The organism is Staphylococcus sp. LKG4-2 (assembly GCF_050955665.1).
GTDB classification, from domain to species: Bacteria; Bacillota; Bacilli; order Staphylococcales; family Staphylococcaceae; genus Staphylococcus; species Staphylococcus saprophyticus.
In genome coordinates, this window is record NZ_CP194532.1 from 2291943 (window position 1) to 2316351 (window position 24409).

Sequence of the window (24409 nt, forward strand, 5' to 3'; positions counted from 1 at the left end):
ATCTTTACTTATGTTTGCGTTGGCGCTTAAACCATTTCCATATAATGAAAATGGCGAGGATAATCAGTACAATATATATAATGCGAGAATAAATATCCATATAGTACACAATTGCATGCCAATTACCGCCGACTGCTTGACCTAAATAAATTAAAACAATATTCCATATTAATGTTCCTATCGTTGTAAATAGCATAAATAATGGTAGATTCATTCTTGTTAAACCAGCAGGTATAGAGATTAAACTTCTCAACAAAGGCACGAAACGACAGAAGAAAATAGTCCAATAACCATATTTATCAAACCACTGTATTGTTCTATCAATATCCTTCGTTTTTACACGAAGAAACTTTCCATATCGATTAACAAAACGATATAAATTGCGTTCACCAATCCAAGCTCCTATTCCGTATAAGACGATTGCACCGACAACTGAACCAATTGTAGACGTAATGGTCACACCAATAAAACTTAAATCAGATTTAGTAGTCATAAAACCACCAAAAGTTAAAATAATTTCAGACGGTATAGGCGGAAAGACATTTTCTAGAAAAATTAAAAAAGCAATACCCCAATAACCATATTGTTCCATAAAGTGTGTAATCCACTGTTCCATGCATTACCTCCTCGTTATAATCACGCTTGCTCTATAAGTCATTTACTCGTGACTAGTTAAAAAAATGGTTAGTCAAACCATATAAATAAAATGTAAGTCCAAATAATACTAAGGAAAGTATGGTTAATATTAATGATAAAATCATTATCCGTTTAAAATGATGAATAAAAACAACGAATAAAATCGAAGCATTATAAAGGAAAAACAAACCAAATAAAGTTACCATCACAGTAATGTCAGGAAAAACGATGTTCAATATAGCAATAATCAAAGCAAATCCTAAAAATGGAAAAGTAATAAAGCGTTTTTGAAACTTGAGTTCTTTTCTATGGTGTTGTTCGTTCTGAGTATTCATTATTTACACTCCTTTTAAAATTAAATTAAGGGATATCGTGGCCTAATGAAGCTGTATAAATATCAAACCATTCTTGGTCTGTTAATGTTACCTCAAGTCCAGCGATTGCGTCATCAATCCGTTCTATCTTATGCGTACCCAACACTGGCATGATTGCGGCAGGATGTTTATCTAACCAAGCCATGATGATGCCATTCGTTGTCACATTATATTTCTGTGCTAATGGTGAAACAATTGCCATAATTCTTGCAGCCTTTTCATCACCTAGATCAAAGAGCTTGCCACCCGCCATAGGGCTCCATGACATAATTTTAACATCATCTTTATACATATGATTAATGACACCATTGTCAATTGCATCTAATGTGTATGGCGACACTTCTAATTGATTTATTGTAATGTGTAATTTGTCACACACAAGGCATTTACTTAACAAATCATATTGTGATTTATTAAAATTCGAGACACCAAATGATTTCACTTTACCCTCGCTTACTAAAGCCTTTAAAGCTTCTGTTACTTCATGGGGATCCATCAACGGTGATGGTCGATGGATAAGCAAACTATCTAAATAATCAACATTTAATTGTTGTAATGAACGGTCTACTGCTTTTCGAATATGTGTTTTACTATGATCATATCTGTGTCCATGAATGTCTTGTTCAGGGCTTGATGGTAGTACGATACCACATTTCGTCACAATCTCAATTTCATCTCGTAATTGAGGTGATAATTTTAAAGCCTCACCAAAAATACCTTCGCATGTATAATTACCGTAAATATCGGCATGGTCCATCGTTGTGACCCCGCGCTCTACTAACTCATTTAAATAACGATTCAATTGTTGTGGTGTCCACTGCCAATCTTGTGCTCTCCAAAACCCTTGTATCACTTTTGAAAACGAGACATACTGATTTATTTTTACTTTATCCATTTAAAAACCAACACCTTTTATTTTATTAGATAATTAAGTGAACTGTAACATGTCTAATTTGTTGCGTATTTGATTTTCATCAATCTGTTCACCAATCATCACAATCGTTAATGGCATTTCATCATCAATAATTTGATAATCTGGGAGACCAAATGCATATTGAAATTCATAAGTTTCATGAGGCATATCACGAAATTTAACATATCCCTTTAATCTTAGAACATTATCTGGGAGCCGTAAAATAAATTGATAAAATAATTGACGATCAATCGGCCCAGAAAAATGGTATTGTACACTATTTATACCATGATGATGCATATGGCTTTCTTTAGTTGGCAATGATGTATTTGTAATCGTATCAAAAGCATCCATGTGCATATCTGCATAAGTTGTATAAAATTTGGGCGCTTCTGAATTAATTTTATCAATAGCTTTAAGATCATCATACGCATCACTTTTTAATAAATCCATTTTATTGACTACAATTGCATGACTTACTTCTAATTGTTCTTCCATCAATTGTTTTGTACTATGGGTATATTGGGTTCTGGTCAAAAATCTTGGTGCGTCTAATAATCCTATTACCATAGGCGTTTGGACATTAGCGACAATTTCAGGATCTTGGCATGCCGCAATAATTTCTATCGGATGTGCAATACCCGTCGCCTCAATTATAATATGGTGCATTGCACTTTTGTTAAGAAAATGTTTTAATTGTTTTATTAAATCTTGTTGCAAGTCACAACAGACGCAACCATTTAATATCGATGCGACTTCAACATCGTCGCTTAATGCAGCGCTATCTACATCTAAATTGCCGTATTCATTTACGATGATACTTGGGTTTTCATTTTTTCTTAATAAATATTTCACATAATTGCTAAGGAAAGTTGTTTTCCCACTACCTAAAAAACCTGTTACAATTGTAATAGGCGTCTTAGGTTGTTTAATATTTTTCATAAAATCACTCATTTCTTAAACACAAATGTTTGTGTAAAATTTAATTTATACATATAATTAAACTTTTACTTGATAAAATATTAGATATCTTCTAAACTTTATACACACTTTATTTTAGCATGGCACAGTGCAAAAGTATGATTGAAGAAGTGTCAAACACAACGCAAGACGGATTCAGGTCCGATACAGAGAGAACAAAACGGATAGAATGTCTGGAGGAGAACTTATGTCTGAACCACTTAATTTAAAGGAACAACTTTGCTTTAGTTTGTATAATGCTCAAAGACAAGTAAATCGCTACTACTCAAATAATGTCTTTAAAAAATACAAACTGACTTACCCACAATTTTTAGTATTAACAATTTTATGGGCTGATTCACCTGTCAATGTAAAGAAAGTCGTAACAGAATTAGCATTAGATACAGGTACTGTATCTCCATTACTCAAGAGAATGGAACAAGTTGATTTAATCAAACGTGAACGTTCTGAAGTAGATCAACGTGAAGTGTTTATTCATTTAACTGACAAAAGTGAAGCAATTCGTCCAGAATTAGACACGGCTTGTCAAGATGTTGCTGTTGCATCATCATTAAGCCCAGATGAATCTCAAGAGTTAAATCGATTACTTTCAAAAGTAATCAATGCCTTCACTGAAGAAAAATCTAAATAATTTTTCACAACAAAAGTTTAGGTACTAGCTATTAAAAATTATTCCTTTAATATACTTGATTTATAAAGCGAGCTCAAACACTTATGTGTTTGAGCTCGTTTTTTCATAATAAATCATAACTCATATTTAACAGCTCTATCTACCGCGGTTTAAATGAATAACTAAAGATTTATTATTTATTTTAGATGTCTTCGTTTCCACGTTTATTTTAATCAGCATTAATGGCTACCATTTGGTGTAAATAACCATTCGTTTTATTCAATAGCGCCTGATAACTGCCATCTTCTAAAATAACGCCATCTTGCATAACTATAATTCTATCAAAATGTGGCAATAGTCTTAAATCATGTGTTGCCACTATCAAGGTTTGCGCAGTTTGATGAATTGCTTCCATCACTTTATCGGTATGATATATATCCAATGCCGTTGTCGGCTCATCTAATATCCAAATAGGCGCATGTTTTAAAAACAACCTTGCTATTGCCAATCTTTGAACCTCTCCACCAGATAATGTTTGACCTGAAAGTGTAATCATTCTGTCCAAATCAATATGCGCTAGCCCCAAGTCATCAAGTACTTCTCTCATTTCAAGATCACGCTTTTCAGCAAATAAATTCTCACGAACTGTTCCATCAAAAAGTTGTTGTGATTGTAATAAGGCATTTATATGACCATATTTTTCCTTATCCTTAATTTTCACTATATCTTGTTGGTTAAATAATATGCTCCCTTTTTCACTTTGATACAAACCTAGCATGAGTTGAAGTAATGAGCTTTTCCCTGAACCAGAAGGACCAACGATTGCAACATGTTCACCTTTGTTAATAGTACATTGAATATTGGATAACACATTACTTGATTGATTCCAATATTTAAAATCTACTGCTTGAATATCGAATAACAAATTAGCTTCATTCAAATCTCTTTGCATTTGTTCGGTACCTTGTACCATCGGATGCGCAATCACTTCATTTATATTTTCAATTGCTTCATCTGTATCACCTTTATAGTAGGCCACATTACTCATCGGAATGGCTTGTTCAAACAACGTTAACATCATGAGCACGATACTCGTTAAATAAACGACGTCTAATTGGTGATTTTGCACTTGGACAACACCCAAATATAAGGTAAAAAACAGTGCAATCATTGAGACAATATTTAAACTATACTCATATAGAGATAAAAATCGTTGCTCTTTCGCTTGTGCGTCTTCATATTGTTCTAACTGATCTAACAATGCTGTTTTATAGTATGTTGTTCTATCAAAACGAACGAGTTCTACGTAACCTTCTTTATAATCGTAAAAGTGATTTAAAAAACCACTTTGTACTTGGTTGACTTGTTTTTTTATTTGTCGCGCTTTTTTAGCACTCAACCAAGGTATAACCAATAAAGTTGCAATCATACTCACACAGATAATAATTGCATGTACATATGAAAAATAAATCATTGTTAAAACAGTTATCGTTGCTGTAATGCCAATAACTACTGGAGGATAATACACTCTCAGATAAATATTTTGTAGTGCTTCCACCCTGCCAATCATACGCGCAATCAAATCGCTAGAATTAAATTTACGATATACATCGGGTATGACGGGTAATAATTTCTTGAAAAACTGAACTCTCACATTTCTCAACATCGTAAATGTCGCTCTGTGGGATAAAAGTCTTTCGATATAACGTGCAATCGCTCTTAGAAATCCAAACATTTTAACAGATACAATCAGGATCATTAAAGCGAATAAAGGCGCACCTAATGCACTTTGTGTAATCATGTACCCGCTTAAGAAGAACATACCCAACGCTACCAAACTACCAACGACACCAATTAGTATTGATAAAATCAAATCTTTGTCTATTTTAAATTGAATATGTGGTTTCATGTTGCATCACCACCTTGAGATGAATTTTTCATTGTCGTTTGCTCGACAGATGCTGCATAACCATTTTCTATTAATATGCGTTTATCTGCTTTGTTAATTGTATGTGATCTATGGGCAATCGTAATAATGGTCGCACTTTCAAATTCATGTGCAATCACATCTTGAATGGTTTGTTCTGTTTTCACATCTAAGCCGGTAGCGGGCTCATCAAAGATGATGAGCTCTGGTTGTGTCATTAACACTCTTGAGAGTTCTATACGTCTCATTTGCCCTCCTGAGAGCATTTCTCCACCTTCACCTATCCATGTATCTAAACCATCCGCTAAGCTCAGTACTTTTTCTTTCAGTCCTACATCATCTAATACCTTTAATATTCTAGCATCATCAACGTCTTGAAACATCGTAATGTTATCACGTATAGAAGCATTAAAAATATAAGGTGATTGGCTCAAAAAGCCAATACTTAAAGATGGATCCTTAAACGTTACTGAACCGGATTGGGGTTTGTAATTTTGTGTTATCAATTGTGCTAACGTTGATTTACCCGCACCACTTTTACCAACTAGTGCAATTTTCTCGCCTTGATAAATACTTAGATTAATATTTTTCAAAGCATAGGTGTCAGCTGCATCATATTTGAAATCAACCTGCGATAATTGAACAATGGGTGTTTGATACGTATCAATCTGTTTTTGAATCTTATGTTCTGCGGTTCCTTTATCTAAGACATCAAATACGACATCACTTGAACCTTCACTTTGTTTACCGGTATGAAACGATTGTCCAAGATCTTTAATTGAATTATAAAATTCTGGCGCTAAGATAATTGCAATTGCTGCTGTTTTAAAATCAATGTTATGAAATAAAATCAATCCTAAACCTGCTTCCAATGCAACCAAGCCAATACCTAACATACTAATAAATTCAAGCATGAGGCCTGATAAAAATGCACTCTTTAAGATGCGCATTGTCAAATCTCTAAATGTTGTACTTTCTTCATATAATGCCGCTTCAGTCTTATCTGTTCTATTAAAAAGCTTTAATGTAATAAGACCTTTAATTTTATTTAGAAACTGCTGACTAAATTGATTTAAATATGTCATTTTATCTTTAGATTCATCACGTGTTTTCAAGCCAAATATAATATAGAAAATAGGAATAAATGGTGCTGTAACAATCATAATTAATGCAGTATTTAAATGTATAAAACACATTGCCACAATAATCATCAGTGGAATCATCATCGATTTAAATACCTGTGGAAAATAACTGTTAAAGAAAGGAACAATGCCATCTATACTTTCTGTCAACGTGTTTATTTGCGCACCAATTGGTTCTTTTGAGCGTTGTAATATGAGCTGACGTCGCAAATCTCGTTTGACTTTTGAAGCCATACGATTACCTATCATTTGGTTCACTGTATTAAGTGTCGCACGTGCAATTAAAATCATCAATGTTATAAATAATAAAGCCAATACATCTTGATTGGTTTTTAATAACATGATATTTAAAATTTCAGCAATAGAAATATTTTGAACTACTACGGTTATGGCTAATAATGTACTAATAATAAACATCCATATAGGATATACTTTAAATTTTAAAGCTAAATTTGTTAATCTTTTCACAAAATATCACCTGCCACATATTATAAACACATTATATGAAATTTAAATGATTTCGCTCATTATCAAGTAACATTTTTTATGTTAATTTCATATTTCTGACATAAATTTAAAATTGATTTTTTATTCCTCTGACAAAGCTACTAAAATATATATATTTTATATTATCTCATTCTTTGGTCTCATATTACGGTTTTAAGTAGCGTATTATATTTTTATTGTGCTATTATTGTTAGATGAAAATGCATAAAATTTAATAAGTACTATGAAAGTAGGTAAATTATGTTAATACTTGAATTAATTAAAGGTATTATTCTAGGTATCGTTGAAGGATTAACGGAATTTGCACCCGTTTCTTCTACTGGCCATATGATACTTGTCGATGACATGTGGCTAAAATCTAGTGAATTTTTAGGTTCACAATCCGCTTTTACATTTAAAATTGTAATCCAACTCGGTTCTGTGTTCGCAGGTGCTTGGGTATTCCGTGAACGTTATTTCGAAATGTTACATATTGGCAAATACAGACATGAACCCATTGACGGTATTGGCCAAAAACCAAAACGTTTAAACTTATTGCATATTATCGTTGGTATGATACCTGCTGGTGTCTTAGGATTACTCTTCGATGATGTCATCCAAGAATATCTTTTCAGTGTGCCTACTGTAATGATAGGACTATTTATCGGTGCTATATATATGATTATTGCTGATATTTACAGCAAAAAAGTTACCAATCCACGAAACGTGGACCAAATCAATTATTTCCAAGCATTTGTCATTGGTTTATCGCAAGCCATAGCTATGTGGCCAGGTTTTAGTAGATCAGGATCTACGATTTCCACTGGTGTCTTAATGAAAATGAATCATAAATCAGCATCTGACTTTACATTTATCATGGCAGTGCCAGTAATGCTTGCTGCAAGTGGTTTATCTTTAGTTAAAAATATGGAATATATCCACATGAGTGATATTGGCTTTTATGTTTTAGGTTTCTTAGCCGCATTTATTGTTGGTCTAATTGCCATTAAAACTTTCTTATACTTAATTAGTAAAATCAAACTGATTCCATTCGCTATTTATAGAATTGTCTTAGTAATCATTATCGCTATTCTTTATTTTGGCTTTGGTATTGGTCAAGGTATCACTGGTGAATAATTTAATAAAAACAGGTAACTCCCCCATCAACGGGGTTTATCACAAACTGTCGACAAAGTCTCCGATTTTGTTGGCAGTTTTTTTGTGCATGGTTTTCGCAGACAGTATCTTAGCGTGTAGGTTTCGGCTAGTGTTGCTTTCCCAGGTATCGATCTAAATCACTGCCAATAATATATAGAAAATAATATAATATATAAATTGGGCAGTCGTAGTGTTTGTTATGTTGAATAAAACAACAGATAATAAATCCTATGCATACGCTATATTTACCGTTTATTTTCATGTAATATAGGGTATGGTGAAGATAGTATAAATTAAATGGAGGCAACGAGTATGGACAAAAAGCAATTAATTAAAACAATTATCACAGTAGCGCCTGTGTTTCTAGTACCGCTAATCGTCGAACGTAAACGCATCAAAGATCATCCAGATGTTAAAAAAGCTAGCGATGCGACAGTTAGCGCTTCTAAAACAGTTGCAGATAAATCTGTACATTTGAAAGATAATGTAGTTGAAAAATCTTCTAATGCGAAAGCATATGTTGTAGATAAAAAACACAACATGGATCAAAAGCGCGAACTTAAACGCATTGCAAAAGAAAATGATCCAGCTTATATCGAGAAAAAAGGCGAAAAATTAGAAAAAGAAAATCGCAAAGAAGCAGATAAAATGAACAAAATTCTGCAAAAAAATATCGATAAACGTCGCAAAGAAGAAGAGAAAGCACGTCAAGAAAATGAAAAACAACGTATCAAAGATATGAAAAAATCTAACAAGCACATGGAAAAAGTTGGATTAACACCAGGTAAACTTGATGACGAAACTGAGAAAAAAGGCGAAAAATTAGAAAAAGATAATCGTAAAGATGTAAATAAATTAAGCAAATTGTTACAAAAAAACATCGACAAACGTCATAAAGAAGAAGAGAAAGTGCAAGAAAAAAATAAAAAAGCACGTTTATCTGAATTCAAAAAATATAAAGACTATGTGGCAAAAAGCGTTGTAAAACAAAACAACGAAGATAAAGGCAAATAAGCAAATGACACAAGTCATTATAGATGGAGATGCTTGTCCTGTAACCAATTCAATTATTGAATTGACGAAAGGGACAGGCATTTTTGTTACCGTCGTCCGTAGCTTTAGCCACTTCTCTACCGTCATTCAACCTGAACATGTCAATATTATTTATGTTGATGATGGGCCTGATGCTGTCGATTATAGAATAGTAAAACTGGTTCACTCTGATGATCTTGTTGTAACACAAGATTATGGACTCGCTAGTTTATTATTAAACAAAGCTAAAATTGTCATGCATCACAAAGGATTTATATATAATCAAGAAAATATCAATACGCTACTCGAACAACGACATGCAAGTGCACAGTTTAGAAAAAGTGGTGGTCGAACAAAAGGGCCGGCTGCTTTTACAGAAGAAGATGTATCAAAATTCGAGTCTATATTTTCAAATTTAATTCATAAATATTTTTTAGAAACGGAGGATTAATCATGAAAAAAATTGCTATCTATTGTGGTGCCAGTAAAGGCAATGATGTTACATATATGAACGAAGCTTATCAATTAGGTAAGTACATGGCAGAACAAGGCTATGAACTCATTTTCGGTGCAGGTTCTGTAGGGATTATGGGCGCAATTCAAGATGGTGTATTGGATCATGGCGGCACTGCAATTGGTGTCATGCCTAAAATGTTAGATGAAAAAGAAATTACGAGTACTAAATTAACGGAGCTTATTTTAGTGGATTCCATGCATGAGAGAAAAAATAAAATGGCAGAGCTTGCCGATGCATTCGTGATGGCACCTGGTGGCGCTGGCTCACTAGAGGAATTTTTCGAAATGTATAGTTGGGCGCAAATTGGTATACACCAGAAACCGATAGCCATTTTTAACATCAATGCCTTTTTTGAACCTTTACAAACATTAATAAATCATATGATTAAAGAAGGCTTTATCGATCCAAAATATAAAGCACTTGCACCTTTATGCGCTACGCCAGAATCACTTTTTGAAACATTAAACAATTACCAACCTCTTGGCATTAGAACTTATGACTAAATCATGTTAATAAAATTAAGCAGCTATTATACACAAGCACTAGCTTATATAATCCGCGTAAAAAGGATGACTAATCGTAGGAAAGCGTCTGAGACATTTATTTTTGTCCCAGACGCTTTTTAATAATGAAGCATTATTTCGCCTTATCCCTCAATTTGACAATATCTATTTATATCCCAAACATTTAATATAATCTAACTTGAAATCTATCATTGAATAGTTAGCCTTTGACTTATAACAAAATTGCTAAGAGTTGTTTTAAAATCATTATAGCTACGATTAAAATAATGACTGATGACAATTTGTTCAATAGCATGATATATTTCCCTGTTTTATCTATGTTTCCAATCATTTTTCCAACTACTGCCAAGAAAATAAACCATAGCCAAGAAACAATAACAGTAGCTATAGTAAAGACCATTTTTTCAGTACCTTCATAAACTGCACCACTTGTCCCTATTACGCCTATGGTATCCATGATTGCATGGGGATTAAGTAATGATACAGACAGTGCAAAACCAATTTGCTTTTTAGCGGACATCGGTCGATATGATTGTAGTGTAACTGGACGTGTACGCCATAATGACCATGCCATATATAATAAAAATACCAGTCCAATACAATAAATTGTAATTTGTAGCACAGGCATCGATAACAATATCACAGAAATACCTATGACGGCTAACACGATTAAAAATGTATCACATAACCCTGCTGTTATAATAACTGGTAATGATTTGGTAATACTTTTATGGTTTGCACCTTGATTAAATACAAATACGTTTTGCGCCCCTAAAGGCAATATGAGCCCTAGCGCTAATAGTAATCCGTGAACGGCTGATTGCAACATACAAAACTACGCTCCTTTAATTATTACGACTATTTTAACTATGCTATATTATATACACAGAAATTGGACCCACCAGATGCAAATTAAAATACCAACCAGATAATATAGGAGCTATTTTATGTTCAAACCAAAATACAAGCAAATTATAGATGATATCATTTCACAAATAGATTCTGGAGATTTAGAACAAGGCATGCAATTACCTTCTCAACGAGATATGGCCTCGTTATATCAAGTGAACCGTTCCACCGTTATACAAGCACTCGATATTCTAAAAAGTCAGGGAATCATAGAAGGTAGAGAAAATCAACGCTTATATGTATCTGGAAATACTTGGCATACTTATATTAAAAACAATATTAATTGGCAAAACTATATTAGCCATAGTACGACTAAAAATAACCAATACTTTGTTCAACAAATTAATAAACTAGAATTCCACACTAACATGATACGATTGGGTACTGGTGAACTTGCTCCCGATCTTATACCTAATGAACAGTTCAAAGAAATTTTGAGCAAGTGTCATACTCCTGTGTTAAATACTAATTATGAACCACCTCAAGGCAACCTTAAGCTTAGAGAAGCAGTGGCACAATATATGCAAAAATTAGGTGTCTCATGTACTGTTGACCACATTTGTATTACATCAGGTGCATTACAAGGTTTAAAACTCATTGCAGATGGCTTACTCATTCCACAATCCAAGATTATTGTTGAATCACCTTCATACATTAATTCAATACGCACGTGGCATAATATGAGGGTCGATATTCAGCAAATAAGCATTTCTGATATTAAAAGTAATATTAATAATATTTTTAAAGCACAATCACAATATACAAACAGTATCTTTTATTGTATACCGACTTTACACAATCCAACACAACATAGTTATTCAACAGAAGAAAAACAAAAAATCATCATGCAATGTGAACAACATGGTATACCGATTGTAGAAGACGATGTGTATGGTGACTTATATTTCAATCATGAGCGACCTAAACCTTTAAAATCGTTTGATACAAACGACAATATTTTATATTTGAATAGCTTATCTAAAACTGTAAGTCCTGGTTTACGTGTCGGGTGGATTGTTGCCAAGCCTTCCGTCGCAGCACATTTAGCTGATTTAAAAATGCAAAATGACTATGGCGCAAGTTCTATATCACAATATATCGCAACACAATGGTTAACACATCCTCAATATCATGACCAACACCTCAAAATGTTAAAGAACCAACTTTTAATTAAGAGAAATTTATTTTTAGAATCTCTGAAGAAATATTTTAGTGATTTCGGTTCATGGTCAACGCCCGAAGGATCATTTTATATTTGGTTCCAATTTAAGTTCTCCATCGATATGAAAAGACTTTTCGATGAAGCGATTGCAGAAAACATACTGATTAACCCTGGTGAAGTATATGATAAAGATGCGCGTGATTGTATCCGTTTCTCATATGCTTATGTCGATGCCGAAGATATCGATGAAACTTTAAAACATTTAAGCAAAATTATCCAAACACGTTTTACGCCACCGTCTTCCCACATTGGCAAAGGTAATCACGGTTGATAAGTATAAAAAGTGCTTCTGAACTGTGGTACATGCATAAATCTTTCTAACTTTAAAAAATTGATAAAGGCTGAGACAATTAAATTTGCCTCAGCCTCTATTTAACTTAATCTATATACATTTGTAGAGATGATCATATACATTATCAAAACAACACTTCTCAGACATTTATTGTTAAATCTTTATAATATCTAACATGTTTTTTCAGTGGATGATACTTGCTAAGTTCTGGGTATTCAAAATGATCAAAACGTTTCATACCAATTTTTTCCATAACTTTGCGTGAAGCTTCGTTATTTTTTGAAGTGAAAGCATATACTTCTTCAATGCCTTGTTCTTTAGCATATTTTAATACCGCAGCTGCGCCCTCAGTTGCAAAGCCATTGCCCCATACTTCTGGAATTAGGCGCCACCCAATTTCATAAAATGGCAATTCTTCAAATGTGTATTTACTTTCTTTAGGAACATAATTCAAGCCAACAAACCCTAGCCAGCCATTTGTTTCTTTAAGTTCTACAGCGAATAATCCTATGCCATTTGATTGAATCGCTTCATCCATTTTTTTCATATCGTGTTCTGAACGTTTATAGCTTAATAAACTAGGAAAATATCTCCGAACTTGCCGATTGGCATTCATTTGTTGAAATGGTAATAAGTCTGTTTCTCGCCAATCACGTAATCTCAACCGTTCAGTTTCAATATAAACTGTCATTCATTACACCTCTATACTTAAAGTAAATTTATATAGAAAAGTAACGCGTTATGAGCGCACTCATATCGCGTTACTTTTTTAGTATTTCAAAGAATATCAATTACGCTCTTGAAATATAGCTAATTAATTCAACGTTTACCGCAATTTCTTTTAAACGATTGCGTTCGCTTTTCGGTGCAGTAAATGTTGCATCGATAAAATCATTCTGATGATCTAGTTTATACGTCGCTACAAATGTATCCGTATCTGATTCGAAATTAGGCAAATGTGCAATAACACGTTTAATTTCACCCGTTGAATCTTTAATTTGTCTGCCAGTAATACTTTCAATTTCTCTACCTAATTCTGGCAAAGTAATTGAACGGCCTTCTAATAAATTGAAATCTTGTTCATGCATAACGGTAACCTCTCTTCTATTCAAGGAAATTGTTAATTCACTTTATCTTTATATTCACATAAACGATAAAACATATTTATCAATTAACTTGTATTCCAACTTTTTATTTTAAATATTTTTATATGTGACGATTAAAACTTCTAATATCTTATAACGATACCCATTATAACAATTACTAAAACCAGTTTACAATGATTTCCTAGGAAATACTATTTAAGGATGTTTAAATAAGATGATATATAAATTATGATGCCTGATACCCTACGATTACTTTATGTCTTGGCATTAATATCTTTTTCTAAGTCGTCCGATTTATCTTTAAGTTTGTCTTGCTCTTTTTCTAGTTTTTCTTTTTGTTTTTTCAAGTCTTTATTTTGCTTTTCAAGTTTATCGATATCTTTTTCTAAAGACGCTTTCTCATCATCTTTACCACATGCTGTTAGAGTAATGGTTGATGCTATTATGAGTGCCAGCCATTTTTTCATGTAATATCTCCTTTTTCATAATAATATATATTTTATCATTATTTATGCTTATCTTCATTATTTACCAATAAGTTTTTGACCATAACAACCTTATTCATATCATAACCCATGTTAAAATTCATTTTTTGCATTTTTTTGTTCGAATAAGCTACAGTACTTTCTATTGTATACGCCCCTTTATCTCGTGCCCATGCTTCAATCTCTTTTTTTAGCTTAGTTGCAACACCCTGATTACGGTGAGTAGTTTCAACATATAACATCTCAATTAACGCCGTTTTCAGTGTTTTATCATATCGTGCCCAAATAAAACCAATCAACCGTTCACCTTCTGTTTGCATCAATATTGTATCGTCACTGTATCTTAAACCATGTTCAATCATTTCAATACGCAAAGCAACAGAAAGTTTAGTCTTTTTATATGTAGTATTTTGCCGTTCTAGTTCTGCTTCATGCACTTCAGCAATTCGGTTAATATATTGTGTCTGTTTAATTGTTAATCGATTCATATATACTCCTTATAAAAGCTTGTTGATTTATATTATGATATTAGTCATAATAATTCTTATCTTATAAATATATTCTAAAAAAAGGTAGCGAAATTCAAATGAAATCCACTGATAAATTAATGCGTGAAAATAATGTGAAATCACTTAGATTAAATAATACAGATAGAGAAACGTTTGAAAATTATATGACTTATGTACGAGCTGATTTAAGCGTAAATCCACATGCATCTGAAAAAATGTTAAACCGCATTTTACATCAGTTATTACAGGCCGAAAAGGAAGGCACCCTCGCAATGGATTTCTTTAATCATGATCCTAAAGCGCATGCTAAAAACGAAATCAAAAAGTTACCTAATGAAACTATAACTAATATATTCAAATATATATTTCAACATATCTTATTATTTATAGGTATTTTTTGTTTTTTAAAAGGTTTTATTGGATTTTTCATTGGCGCAAAACGTTTATATATTTATACCTTCCCTCTTATATTAATTGTCGGTTTTATTATCATTTTCTTATTTATTTGGGTAATATTTAAAACTGTGCAAATGCAATGTTTTACTAAATCACATTGGACATGGATTGGTACTTATATCAGCATTATCCTTTTATTATTTGCAACTTTCTATGTATTTTTTGTTCCACAATCTTTTTTAGCGATAGGCCCTTATCTCTTAATTAGTAATTGGACTTTTATCATTATTTCTTTTATCGTTATTCCAGTTTCACTCTATATCGATCATCACTTTATCAATAAAGATGCAAACACTTCTTTATAAACAGTGCATAGTGATAAAAAAGTAGGACAACGAAATCTTATTTAAAATATGATTTCATCGCCCTACTTTTATCTATTATTTAATATGTCTATATTAAATATTTAGTCTTCTTTTTTCTCAACACGAATACTCACTAATAAGAAAATGAGTCCAATAACCGTTAATAAAGGTGCTATTAAACTTAATGATGCTATAGGTAAATTCGTAACCACGACGCCTCCTATGAAGGCACCTAAAGCATTACCTAAATTAAATGCAGATTGATTCAACGTACTTGCAAGTGTTGGTGCATCTTGAGAGATTAAAGTACTCTTAAATTGTAATGACGGGCTCATACTAAAGCCAATCAAACCAAAGAAGAAGATGCCTGCTACCATTAAAATACTATTCATTTGAACGAAGTATAATAAGATGAAATATAGAATAAAGACGATAAAAATGATTTTTAAAGCTTTATTTAAATTCCAATCTGCCAGCTTACCACCAACGACATTACCAAGAGTAACCCCTATACCAAATATAATTAAAAGATAAGAGATTAAGTTTTCTTGTACATTGGAGACATCTATGAGCACAGTAGAAATATAAGTAAAGTATGCAAACACACTACTAAAACCAAACAATGTCACTGCAAGTGTTAGCCATAAACGCTTTTCTTTTAAAATTTGTAATTCATTTAAGACAGATGACTTAATCGTTTCACGTTGCATAGGAACAAAAATAATGATGCCAATCAGTGCAAGTGCCCCAATAATCGAAATAATAATAAACGTCATAGGCCAACCAAAGTTTTGACCAATTAACGTACCAAAAGGTACGCCTAATATATTACTCATACTTAATCCCATAAACATAAGTGCCATTGCGCTCGCACGCTTTTCAGGTCTTACCATACTTGCCGCAAGTATAGAACCAATACCAAAGAACGAACCATGTGCTAAAGAGGTAATAATTCGACTTGTCATCATAAACCCATAATTAGGACTAAACGATGCTGTAAGATTCCCTATAATAAATATTCCCATCAATACAATCAACAAATATTTTCTATTCCATTTTATTGTCAACATAACTATGATAGGTCCACCGATTGCTACACCCAATGCATAACCAGTGATCAATTGTCCTGCTTGACTCACCGTCACGTCAAAATCTCGTGCAATATTAGGCAATAACCCCATAATAACAAACTCTGTCATGCCAATTGCAAACGCACCAATTGCAAGCATCCATATCGCTATAGGATATTTCATTTTCGACTTACCTCCCATTACGTATTTTTTAAACATGATTGTGATTATACTAAAATGCGATTGCTTAAAACAAGGGTATTGCTTAATTTTTACTTTTTTTATATAAATCCGCTTACATTATATGTGTAGTTAAAATTAATCGCACATATAAAAAATGTTGATCATTCAAATCTAAAATAACATCTTATAAAAGTTATTTTAAAAATGAACCATCAACACGAAGGTATACTGATTTAGTTTATAAGTAAGGTATCTACAAAGAACCAAATCACCATAATAATCATAATGATTGCCTGTGCTACTGAGCTTGCTAAAAAGGCAACGACCGAACCAAAGCTCGCTTTTAGCGCTTTAGTTAAGTTAGGCTCTTGAATCATTTCTACAACAAGCACTGCAACAAATGGAACTATAATAATGCCAAAAGGTGGAAAGACAAAACAACCAACGATGACACCGACAAGTGCAACCAGTTCACTTAACTTTGAACCACCAAATTTATTTACAAAGTATTTATTCATAATAAAATCAGCAACAAGAATAAATACCGTGAATAATATCATAGAAACATAAAATACCCATGATAAGTTGCCATTATGAAAACCAAATTGATAAATTAAAAAACCGACCCATAACACTAATACTGAAGGAATAATGGGTTTAATTAATCCAATAAATGCTAAAACAAATGCTGCTATAATACATAGCCATAAAATTACTGTCATGATTATCTACTCCATACTTTCTTCTGTAAATTTTTGATCTTTAGTAAAGAAAATCAGTATCATGCCAACAAATATTGAAGCTGCTGAGACATAAAATACATTGCCTAAACCAACCCATTGACTCATGATACCACCTAATAAATTCCCACATAATTGACCAATAACCATCGCATTAGCAAATAATGTCGACGCATAACCCGGAAAATCTGGTAATATATCTTGGAAATAGCTAATACCTAGCCCAAGTAAAATTGCTAAAAATATGGCTAAGAATACTTGGCCAACAAACATCATTACAAGGCTTTCGAATACCCCAATGCTAAAGTAAAATAATCCACCAAATAAACCGCCTAATATTAATAGTGTGCGCGTTGTTAATTTAGCAGATAAAATACCGAGTAATACCATAAATGGTACTTCTAATCCTGCACATAAACTTGCCAAACCGCCGACAAACCCTTCAGGTTCATTTAAATAGTTTGTAACGAACAATGGCATATTCAACGTATACATCCATTGCCCAATATGCAATAAGATAAACGCTAAAAATGGAACTAATAATACTTTATCTTTTAACATATTTGGTGCAGCTGCTTCTACATGGTTCACATCGGAAACTGTGTGTTCCGTTTTAATATCTTTAAAAAAGAAAACTTGCAGTAGTAAAGTGAAGATTATAATTGTAATGGTGCCCCCAAACAGCCCTGAATAACCATTTGCGCTTAATAGCAAAGCACCTATTAAAGGACCAAATAAAAATCCAAATGAAAACATTGATCTCAAGACAGCATTTGCAAATTTGGCTTTATTTTTAGACGCGGAGGCATTAATTGATTCTCTTGCCGAGGCATACATTTGTGGCATTGCAGGTGCAAAACACCCTTGAAAAATCGCATACATCGCTATAAAAATCCAAATTTCATGAATATAAAAATAAATAGAAAAACTTACAGCCCCCATAAACAGGGCAGCAACAATAATCAATTTCCTATTTATATTTCGCGTATCTGAAAATCGTGCCACAATAGTATTTACAATAAATTGACTTATTGCTGCTAAAGCTAATAATAACCCGTATTGAGAGGACGTCATTCCTAAATCATTTGTAGCAAATAACACTAAATAAGGTACGGTAATCGCAATTCCCATTCCCAATAGCATCATATTAATTACAAATAATTTGTAATTCTTGATATGTAATAAGGCACTAAACATATAGCCAACCTCTATTCTATAAATAATATGTTCAACAGCGTGAAAGTGAGTATTCCAATATGGAAATATTTCTAACTATAAGAAAGTTGAGATGGTTTGTCGTTTATGATTCAACATATTCCATCATTAAATTGATAAATGATTCTACTTGAGGTAATTGCTTCATACTCGCATCGTAGCTTAAAAATGTTGAACGAATCAATGGTTTTTCATCAATATTTACACGTTGGAATTCAAATTGCTCTCGATCGAGATGTTTCATCATAATTTCAGGTAAAATCGTAACGCCTACACCATTCAATAACATTTCTTTACATGTAGCAACTTGGTCAACAGTAATCATCGCATGATAATCTTGACCTATTTGACTACCATACCATTCTTTTATCTGATTAATATAAATTGGATCAGCTTGAAATTCAATAAATGGCATCTTATCTACTTCATCATTGCGATTTTTGGGATGAATAAAGAAATGTTCATCATTGAAAAGATGCGTATTACTTAAATTCATCATTTTATTACCACGAATAATCATGACATGGTAATCTCTATGATTTGCTTTTATCTGTTCACTTGAACCTACTTGAACTTGAATTTCTACGTTTGGAAATTGTCGTGTATATAAGTTTAAAACTTCTGGCAATAATGTTTGTCCAATTAAAGATGAACAACCAATCGATATCGTACCATTTACTTCGCCAATATGCGCTTGCATTTTGTCTAAGAATAGACGCTCTCTATTAAGCATCTCTCTAGCATGCTCAATAATCATTGCGCCTTCAGTAGTCGTAATCAATTGTTTCTTTGTTCGAATAAATACATTTACGCCAAAAGCATTCTCAATGGCCTTTAGACGTTGCGTGACTGCAGGTTGAGAAATATATAATATTTCTGCTGCTTTCCTAAGTGTTTTAGTTTCATCAAGCGTAGTTAACAAGCGATAATCGTCTATCTTCATAATTATCCCCCTATTTTTTATGCACGTTTCTGTAGCCGCTTCCATTTCATTACAACATGTTTTCCATTATGCCCATAATGTAACCTGTAAACAAACTGACTCATACTTCAATACGCACGTTTTATCTCAATATTTCATTTCATACTAACCACAATCACCTTTTCAGTTCGTCCTCGCTACTTTCACTATAGTTCAGCAATTAAAATAAATAAAAGACATTCAAGTTATGTTTCAAATGTCCTTTATTCTATGTGTATGGTTCACTATAACACGTTTTTTTAATGACTCCTATCCTATTTTTCAAAGGACTACATACTGCATAATGAGCGATTAAGTTTGTTATGCATATTAATCAGTTTCTAATTTTCTTTGGATCTAGATGAAGACTTCTGACTCCATTGTTCAAATGTACCTTTTTTATGCTGAGGTTTTGTTTCAGTTCTTTCATTTTTCGCCTGTTTGATGTGTTTTTCTTGTTTGTGCGAGGGCTTATGCTTGTGTGTTTTAGCTTTATGATCTTTCGGTTTATGCTGTGCTTGCGTTTTTGTAACACCTTGCTTATGTTGCTTTGCCTTTTGTTTAATTTTATAAAAGCAATACATAATCTTATCTTGCATCGATTGAAAATCAGCATCAATTTTAATCATTAATTGATGTGCAATCACATAAGCTTCGTGATACTGCTTTCTCGTAATTTGCCCTGACTCTAAAGCGCGTTCTAAATCGTCTTGGTCTACAAGTTCATATTCGCCATTGGGTAATACAAGTACATCCAGACATAAATCAATTGTGCGTGCATTACCTTTTTGTGTAACATTTTTTATATTTATATCAAAATAATATTCCAACGGATTGCCCTTGTCATCTAACATCACTGTAATACTATAGCGCTTTTTCTCAGGTAAGATTTGTAACCATTGATAGTTATCATCAGCAACAATAATATTTTGACCTACAACTGAAACCTCTAATGGTTCTCGTACTTTATTCATTGTGACCAAACCAATGATTCCTTTGAACTTATTATTGTTCACCTTGACCTCAGTATATTCTCTATCAATGATGCGACGCCAGTGACGCTTATCGATATATTTTACTTTCACTGTCACCAACTCCTTAACATTATTATATAAAACTGTCTTCTTTATGTCATCTCATGAATTATATTGTCAGCATTCAATTTGCACTGCAGAAAATTTGATTATTATTATTGTACTATACTTCATAGCGTAAAAGCGAAATTGACAATCTTTATGAATTCTGTTAAATTTTATCTATATTTTTCTGAAAATTCTATAAATAAAGGAGATAGAACCATGGCAGTTATTCAAAGACCATTTAGAGCCGATCATGTCGGTAGTTTATTACGTCCTGAACGCTTAAAACAAGCACGCCAGGATTACCAAAACAACATTATCGATGCACAGGCATTGAAACAAGTTGAAGATGAGGAAATTGAGCACATCATTGAAAAACAACTTGAAATTGGATTACATAGTATCACTGATGGAGAGTTTCGCAGAAGTTGGTGGCATTTCGATTTCCTAGAAAATTTAAATGGCGTAGAAGGTTATACCTCAGACCGTGGTTTAGAATTCGAAGGTGTAGAGACACGAAATCACAATGTTAAAATCATTAGCAAAGTACAATTCAATCCAGATCATCCTCACTTTGAGCATTTCAAATTTTTACATGACAAAGTAGATGGACGTGCTACATCTAAAGTCTCTATACCAAGCCCTAATCAATTATTTCATCCTAATATTTTAAATGAAGAGATTTATCCAGATATCGAAGACTTTGCGCATGACGTCGCAAAAGCCTATCATGATAGCCTACTTAAATTTTACGAATTAGGCGCACGTTACATTCAATTAGACGATGTTTATTGGGCAAACCTAACTTCAGGTACACAAAAGACGCGTGGTCGTGATCGAACTGAAGAAGAAAAAGAAGCTGCACGTCAACTTGCCTATCAAGTTGTCAATGAAGCTGTTAAAGATTTACCAGAAGATTTACTCATTACCACACACATTTGCCGTGGTAACTATCAATCTACTTGGGCAATTTCAGGTGGCTATGAACCTGTAGCACCTTATTTATTCCAAGAACAACTTGGTGGATTTTTCTTAGAATATGATGATGAACGTTCTGGTGACTTTGAACCTTTACGTTTCTTCCCTAAAGACAAATCTGCAGCAGTGTTAGGATTATTTACATCAAAAAATGGTGATTTAGAAGATAAAGCAACGATTCTTAAGCGTATTGAAGAAGCACAAAAATACATTACTTTAGATCAAATATGCTTAAGCCCACAATGTGGCTTTGCTTCTACAGAAGAAGGAAATAAATTGACTGAAGACGCGCAATGGAAAAAATTAGCTTACGTTGTCGAAATTGCAAATGAAGTCTTTGGCACTGCGAAATAATTTTAAATATCTTGTCTTACCCAAATACGGTAAATGAAGAGATTGCATATTAAAACAACCCATTTTATGGCGATGTGATCTTAGATATATCATAAATTAAGCTACGCATTTCTTGAATTTCAAAAGAAATGCGTAGCTTATTAATGAAGCAACGTTTCTTTAAATAAATGAGACATTACATTTTCAATTCAATCATCTACAGCTTAATTCAAAAAAGAGTCTGGGGCATCTATTTATGTCCTAGACTTTTTCACTTATTTATTATTTTTTTCTATTTCATCTGCCTTTAAAGCATAGCGTTCATTTATCTCTGTTAATTCTGGATAATGTTTATCTAGCCACTCTTTACTAAGCAATTCAAAATGTTCAAATTCAAAGCCTGGTTGACACATACAGCCAACCAAAGCATATGCATTTTCATCTTCTACACTAGATGCAAAAATCGTACCTTTAGGAACGACGTATTGTAATACGTCACCCGCTTCAATATGCTTACCTAATGTCACCTTTTCATATTGGCCATTCGGAGAAATCATGTGAATTGTGAGTGAATCACCCTCATGATGATACCAAATTTCATCAGCATCGATACGATGAAAATGTGAAATATTATGATAAGTTAGCAAAAAATAAATACTTGTGTAAGCTGCTCTATCCATGTCTTTATCATGGTTACCTTTGATAACTTCTTTATAATAGCCACCTTCTGGATGCGGTTGCAATTCTAATTGTGAAATCCAACGTTGTACTGTTTGTTCCATACTACTTCAAATCCACATTATGGAATACATTTTGTACATCGTCTAAATCTTCTAACGCTTCTACTAATGTTTCAAATGTTTCTTGGTCTTCTGCTGATAACTCAATATCTGTTTGTGGTAACATTTCAAATTCAGCTACTTTAAATGTATCAACGCCTGTTTCACGTAATGCATCTTGCACCTGAGCGAATTGATCCGGTTCAGCATAGACAATCGTTAATCCATTCTCATCTATAACATCTCTCACATCTATATCTTGTTCCATTAATGCTTCCAATATATCATCCGCTGATTTATCTTCTATACCAAAGACTGCCGTGTATTCAAACATATACGCAACCGAACCAGAGACACCCATGTTGCCACCGTTTTTACCAAAAGCTGCACGAACATCAGATGCTGTTCTATTCACATTATCAGTCAAAGCATCTACGATAATCATTGAACCACTTGGACCGAATCCCTCGTATCGTAGTTCGTCGTAGTTCTCTTCACCAGAACCTTTTGCTTTTTCAATCGCTTTTTCAATAATATGGTTAGGCACTGAATATGTCTTCGCGCGTTCTAAAGTTAGACGCAATGCTTGGTTTGACTCAGGATCTGGTTCTCCAGATTTAGCAGCCACATAAATTTCTTTACCAAATTTAGCATAAATTCTACTTGTATTTTTATCCTTTTCGGCCTTTTTTTCCTTAATATTATTCCATTTACGTCCCATATTTCCATCTCACTTTCTCAATAACTACATTGATTAACATGTTATATTATACAATAATTTCCACAGAGAATATAGATGTAAGCCCATAACATCCATTTTGTTTATTCACCTTATATACTAAAAAACAGGCGTGGGTTTACCTGGGCTAACGCTCACGCATATGTCTCACAAGCATTTTTACGTGTCATATCTATGTTTTAGCTTATGCATAAAGACGACGCTATTCTATAAAAATAGAAACATCTTTTCTTTAAACAAGTGAGAACATTGCATTTTCAATATAGCCATCTACTCCCTAATTGAAAACGAGCCCAAGACATCTATTTATGTCTCAGGCTCGTCGTTATATTTATATTCTATTTTCATATAAAAATTTCGTGTTAATAATGAATGATTATTTTACATATGCTTCAATATCATCAAGTAGAGTCTCATATTTTTCTGCGTTGTCGTCATTCATAAATAAGTAGACTTTACGTTCATCTTCTGTTGAACGTATTTTACTTACTCTGTCTTGATCGATTAAGCGACGGATAGATGCAAGCACCTTCGTTCTACTCAACTCTAATTCCGTTGTTGCAATTTTTAAAAATGGTTGCATTAGCATATTTTGATTCCTACAGTTATGTCGTATAAGTTCTAAGATAGCTACATCATTCATTGTTAACTTATAGGTTTCTTCAACGTAATGCATCACACGTTTATACTTTTTATAAACATTTAAAAATTGCGCTTTTTTCTCTTCATTCATTGTTGTTACACCTCC

Annotated in this window: 27 protein-coding genes; 8 read left to right on the forward strand and 19 right to left on the reverse strand. The window is 32.9% G+C overall.

Going from position 1 to position 24409, the window contains the following annotated elements; all coding sequences use genetic code 11:
* Positions 1-4: 4 nt before the first annotated feature.
* From ACM6UH_RS11270 to ACM6UH_RS11285, 4 genes are read right to left on the reverse strand one after another with little or no spacing between them, the layout of a single operon-like run.
* Positions 5-616 carry a DedA family protein gene (locus ACM6UH_RS11270; protein ID WP_002483969.1) on the reverse strand — a complete coding sequence of 204 codons (612 nt, stop codon included), beginning with the start codon at positions 614-616 and terminating at the stop codon, positions 5-7.
* A gap of 52 nt (positions 617-668) precedes the next feature.
* Entirely contained in the window at positions 669-971 is a 303-nt protein-coding gene (locus ACM6UH_RS11275) for a hypothetical protein (protein WP_011303680.1), read from the reverse strand.
* Positions 972-996: 25 nt separating this feature from the next.
* Positions 997-1905, reverse strand: a complete 909-nt coding sequence (locus ACM6UH_RS11280) for an aldo/keto reductase (protein ID WP_069844414.1) — start codon at positions 1903-1905, stop codon at positions 997-999.
* A gap of 33 nt (positions 1906-1938) precedes the next feature.
* Complete coding sequence (locus tag ACM6UH_RS11285; protein WP_011303682.1) at positions 1939-2865, reverse strand: CobW family GTP-binding protein; 927 nt, start codon at positions 2863-2865, stop codon at positions 1939-1941.
* Between the two features lie 226 nt (positions 2866-3091).
* Between ACM6UH_RS11285 and ACM6UH_RS11290 the strand changes: the two genes are divergently transcribed.
* Positions 3092-3535, forward strand: a complete 444-nt coding sequence (locus tag ACM6UH_RS11290; protein WP_011303683.1) for a MarR family winged helix-turn-helix transcriptional regulator — start codon at positions 3092-3094, stop codon at positions 3533-3535.
* 208 nt (positions 3536-3743) lie between these two features.
* Here ACM6UH_RS11290 and cydC read toward each other — a convergent pair whose 3' ends face one another.
* Both cydC and ACM6UH_RS11300 read right to left on the reverse strand, forming a co-directional pair.
* Positions 3744-5423, reverse strand: a complete 1680-nt coding sequence (cydC, locus tag ACM6UH_RS11295; protein WP_011303684.1) for a thiol reductant ABC exporter subunit CydC — start codon at positions 5421-5423, stop codon at positions 3744-3746.
* Positions 5420-7051 carry an ABC transporter ATP-binding protein/permease gene (locus ACM6UH_RS11300; protein WP_433911964.1) on the reverse strand — a complete coding sequence of 544 codons (1632 nt, stop codon included), beginning with the start codon at positions 7049-7051 and terminating at the stop codon, positions 5420-5422. Before ACM6UH_RS11300 ends, cydC begins: the two co-directional genes overlap by 4 nt.
* 279 nt (positions 7052-7330) lie before the next feature.
* Between ACM6UH_RS11300 and ACM6UH_RS11305 the strand changes: the two genes are divergently transcribed.
* From ACM6UH_RS11305 to ACM6UH_RS11320, 4 genes are all read left to right on the forward strand, one after another.
* On the forward strand, positions 7331-8206 hold the full coding sequence (locus tag ACM6UH_RS11305) for an undecaprenyl-diphosphate phosphatase (protein WP_002483975.1): 876 nt from the start codon (positions 7331-7333) through the stop codon (positions 8204-8206).
* Positions 8207-8539: 333 nt separating this feature from the next.
* Positions 8540-9241 (forward strand): hypothetical protein, encoded by a 702-nt coding sequence (locus ACM6UH_RS11310; RefSeq protein ID WP_047502760.1) that lies wholly within the window; start codon positions 8540-8542, stop codon positions 9239-9241.
* A gap of 4 nt (positions 9242-9245) precedes the next feature.
* Positions 9246-9710, forward strand: coding sequence for a YaiI/YqxD family protein (locus ACM6UH_RS11315; protein ID WP_002483977.1), 465 nt, complete (start codon positions 9246-9248; stop codon positions 9708-9710).
* A 2-nt stretch (positions 9711-9712) separates the two neighbouring features.
* Positions 9713-10279, forward strand: a complete 567-nt coding sequence (locus tag ACM6UH_RS11320; RefSeq protein ID WP_047502763.1) for a TIGR00730 family Rossman fold protein — start codon at positions 9713-9715, stop codon at positions 10277-10279.
* A 232-nt stretch (positions 10280-10511) separates the two neighbouring features.
* Here the strand turns inward: ACM6UH_RS11320 and ACM6UH_RS11325 are convergent, their stop codons facing one another.
* Positions 10512-11129: a LysE/ArgO family amino acid transporter gene (locus ACM6UH_RS11325; protein WP_011303689.1), complete on the reverse strand. Its 618-nt coding sequence runs from the start codon at positions 11127-11129 to the stop codon at positions 10512-10514.
* Between the two features lie 118 nt (positions 11130-11247).
* On the opposite strand from ACM6UH_RS11325, the gene ACM6UH_RS11330 reads away from it, so the two are divergent.
* Positions 11248-12702, forward strand: a complete 1455-nt coding sequence (locus ACM6UH_RS11330) for a PLP-dependent aminotransferase family protein (protein ID WP_048787172.1) — start codon at positions 11248-11250, stop codon at positions 12700-12702.
* A 160-nt stretch (positions 12703-12862) separates the two neighbouring features.
* Here ACM6UH_RS11330 and ACM6UH_RS11335 read toward each other — a convergent pair whose 3' ends face one another.
* The 4 genes from ACM6UH_RS11335 to ACM6UH_RS11350 form a co-directional block, all read right to left on the reverse strand.
* A complete protein-coding gene (locus ACM6UH_RS11335; protein ID WP_011303691.1) occupies positions 12863-13414 on the reverse strand; it encodes a GNAT family N-acetyltransferase in 552 nt (183 codons plus the stop codon).
* Between the two features lie 100 nt (positions 13415-13514).
* Positions 13515-13811, reverse strand: coding sequence for a hypothetical protein (locus ACM6UH_RS11340; protein WP_011303692.1), 297 nt, complete (start codon positions 13809-13811; stop codon positions 13515-13517).
* A 272-nt stretch (positions 13812-14083) separates the two neighbouring features.
* Positions 14084-14296, reverse strand: a complete 213-nt coding sequence (locus ACM6UH_RS11345) for an SA0632 family lipoprotein (RefSeq protein ID WP_002483983.1) — start codon at positions 14294-14296, stop codon at positions 14084-14086.
* Positions 14297-14334: 38 nt separating this feature from the next.
* The gene (locus tag ACM6UH_RS11350; RefSeq protein ID WP_011303693.1) at positions 14335-14802 is read right to left on the reverse strand and encodes a GNAT family N-acetyltransferase; all 468 of its coding nucleotides are present in this window, start codon (positions 14800-14802) and stop codon (positions 14335-14337) included.
* A gap of 98 nt (positions 14803-14900) precedes the next feature.
* On the opposite strand from ACM6UH_RS11350, the gene ACM6UH_RS11355 reads away from it, so the two are divergent.
* Entirely contained in the window at positions 14901-15584 is a 684-nt protein-coding gene (locus ACM6UH_RS11355; RefSeq protein WP_047502769.1) for a DUF1129 family protein, read from the forward strand.
* 101 nt (positions 15585-15685) lie between these two features.
* Here the strand turns inward: ACM6UH_RS11355 and ACM6UH_RS11360 are convergent, their stop codons facing one another.
* From ACM6UH_RS11360 to ACM6UH_RS11380, 5 genes are all read right to left on the reverse strand, one after another.
* Positions 15686-16837, reverse strand: coding sequence for an MFS transporter (locus ACM6UH_RS11360; protein ID WP_047502772.1), 1152 nt, complete (start codon positions 16835-16837; stop codon positions 15686-15688).
* Positions 16838-17070: 233 nt separating this feature from the next.
* Entirely contained in the window at positions 17071-17559 is a 489-nt protein-coding gene (locus ACM6UH_RS11365) for a DUF456 domain-containing protein (RefSeq protein WP_047502775.1), read from the reverse strand.
* Between the two features lie 6 nt (positions 17560-17565).
* The gene (locus ACM6UH_RS11370; RefSeq protein WP_011303697.1) at positions 17566-18774 is read right to left on the reverse strand and encodes a sugar efflux transporter; all 1209 of its coding nucleotides are present in this window, start codon (positions 18772-18774) and stop codon (positions 17566-17568) included.
* Between the two features lie 103 nt (positions 18775-18877).
* Entirely contained in the window at positions 18878-19735 is an 858-nt protein-coding gene (locus ACM6UH_RS11375) for a LysR family transcriptional regulator (RefSeq protein ID WP_002483989.1), read from the reverse strand.
* A 359-nt stretch (positions 19736-20094) separates the two neighbouring features.
* Positions 20095-20838, reverse strand: coding sequence for a DUF402 domain-containing protein (locus ACM6UH_RS11380; protein WP_047502778.1), 744 nt, complete (start codon positions 20836-20838; stop codon positions 20095-20097).
* Between the two features lie 213 nt (positions 20839-21051).
* Here ACM6UH_RS11380 and ACM6UH_RS11385 point away from each other — a divergent pair, with 213 nt between their 5' ends.
* A complete protein-coding gene (locus tag ACM6UH_RS11385; protein WP_011303699.1) occupies positions 21052-22164 on the forward strand; it encodes a 5-methyltetrahydropteroyltriglutamate--homocysteine S-methyltransferase in 1113 nt (370 codons plus the stop codon).
* Positions 22165-22418: 254 nt separating this feature from the next.
* On the opposite strand, the gene ACM6UH_RS11390 is transcribed toward ACM6UH_RS11385, so the two are convergent.
* From ACM6UH_RS11390 to ACM6UH_RS11400, 3 genes are all read right to left on the reverse strand, one after another.
* Complete coding sequence (locus tag ACM6UH_RS11390; RefSeq protein ID WP_047502782.1) at positions 22419-22925, reverse strand: cupin domain-containing protein; 507 nt, start codon at positions 22923-22925, stop codon at positions 22419-22421.
* Position 22926: 1 nt separating this feature from the next.
* On the reverse strand, positions 22927-23643 hold the full coding sequence (locus tag ACM6UH_RS11395) for a YebC/PmpR family DNA-binding transcriptional regulator (RefSeq protein ID WP_047502786.1): 717 nt from the start codon (positions 23641-23643) through the stop codon (positions 22927-22929).
* A gap of 394 nt (positions 23644-24037) precedes the next feature.
* The gene (locus ACM6UH_RS11400; protein WP_047502788.1) at positions 24038-24394 is read right to left on the reverse strand and encodes a transcriptional regulator, SarA/Rot family; all 357 of its coding nucleotides are present in this window, start codon (positions 24392-24394) and stop codon (positions 24038-24040) included.
* Positions 24395-24409 lie beyond the last annotated feature (15 nt).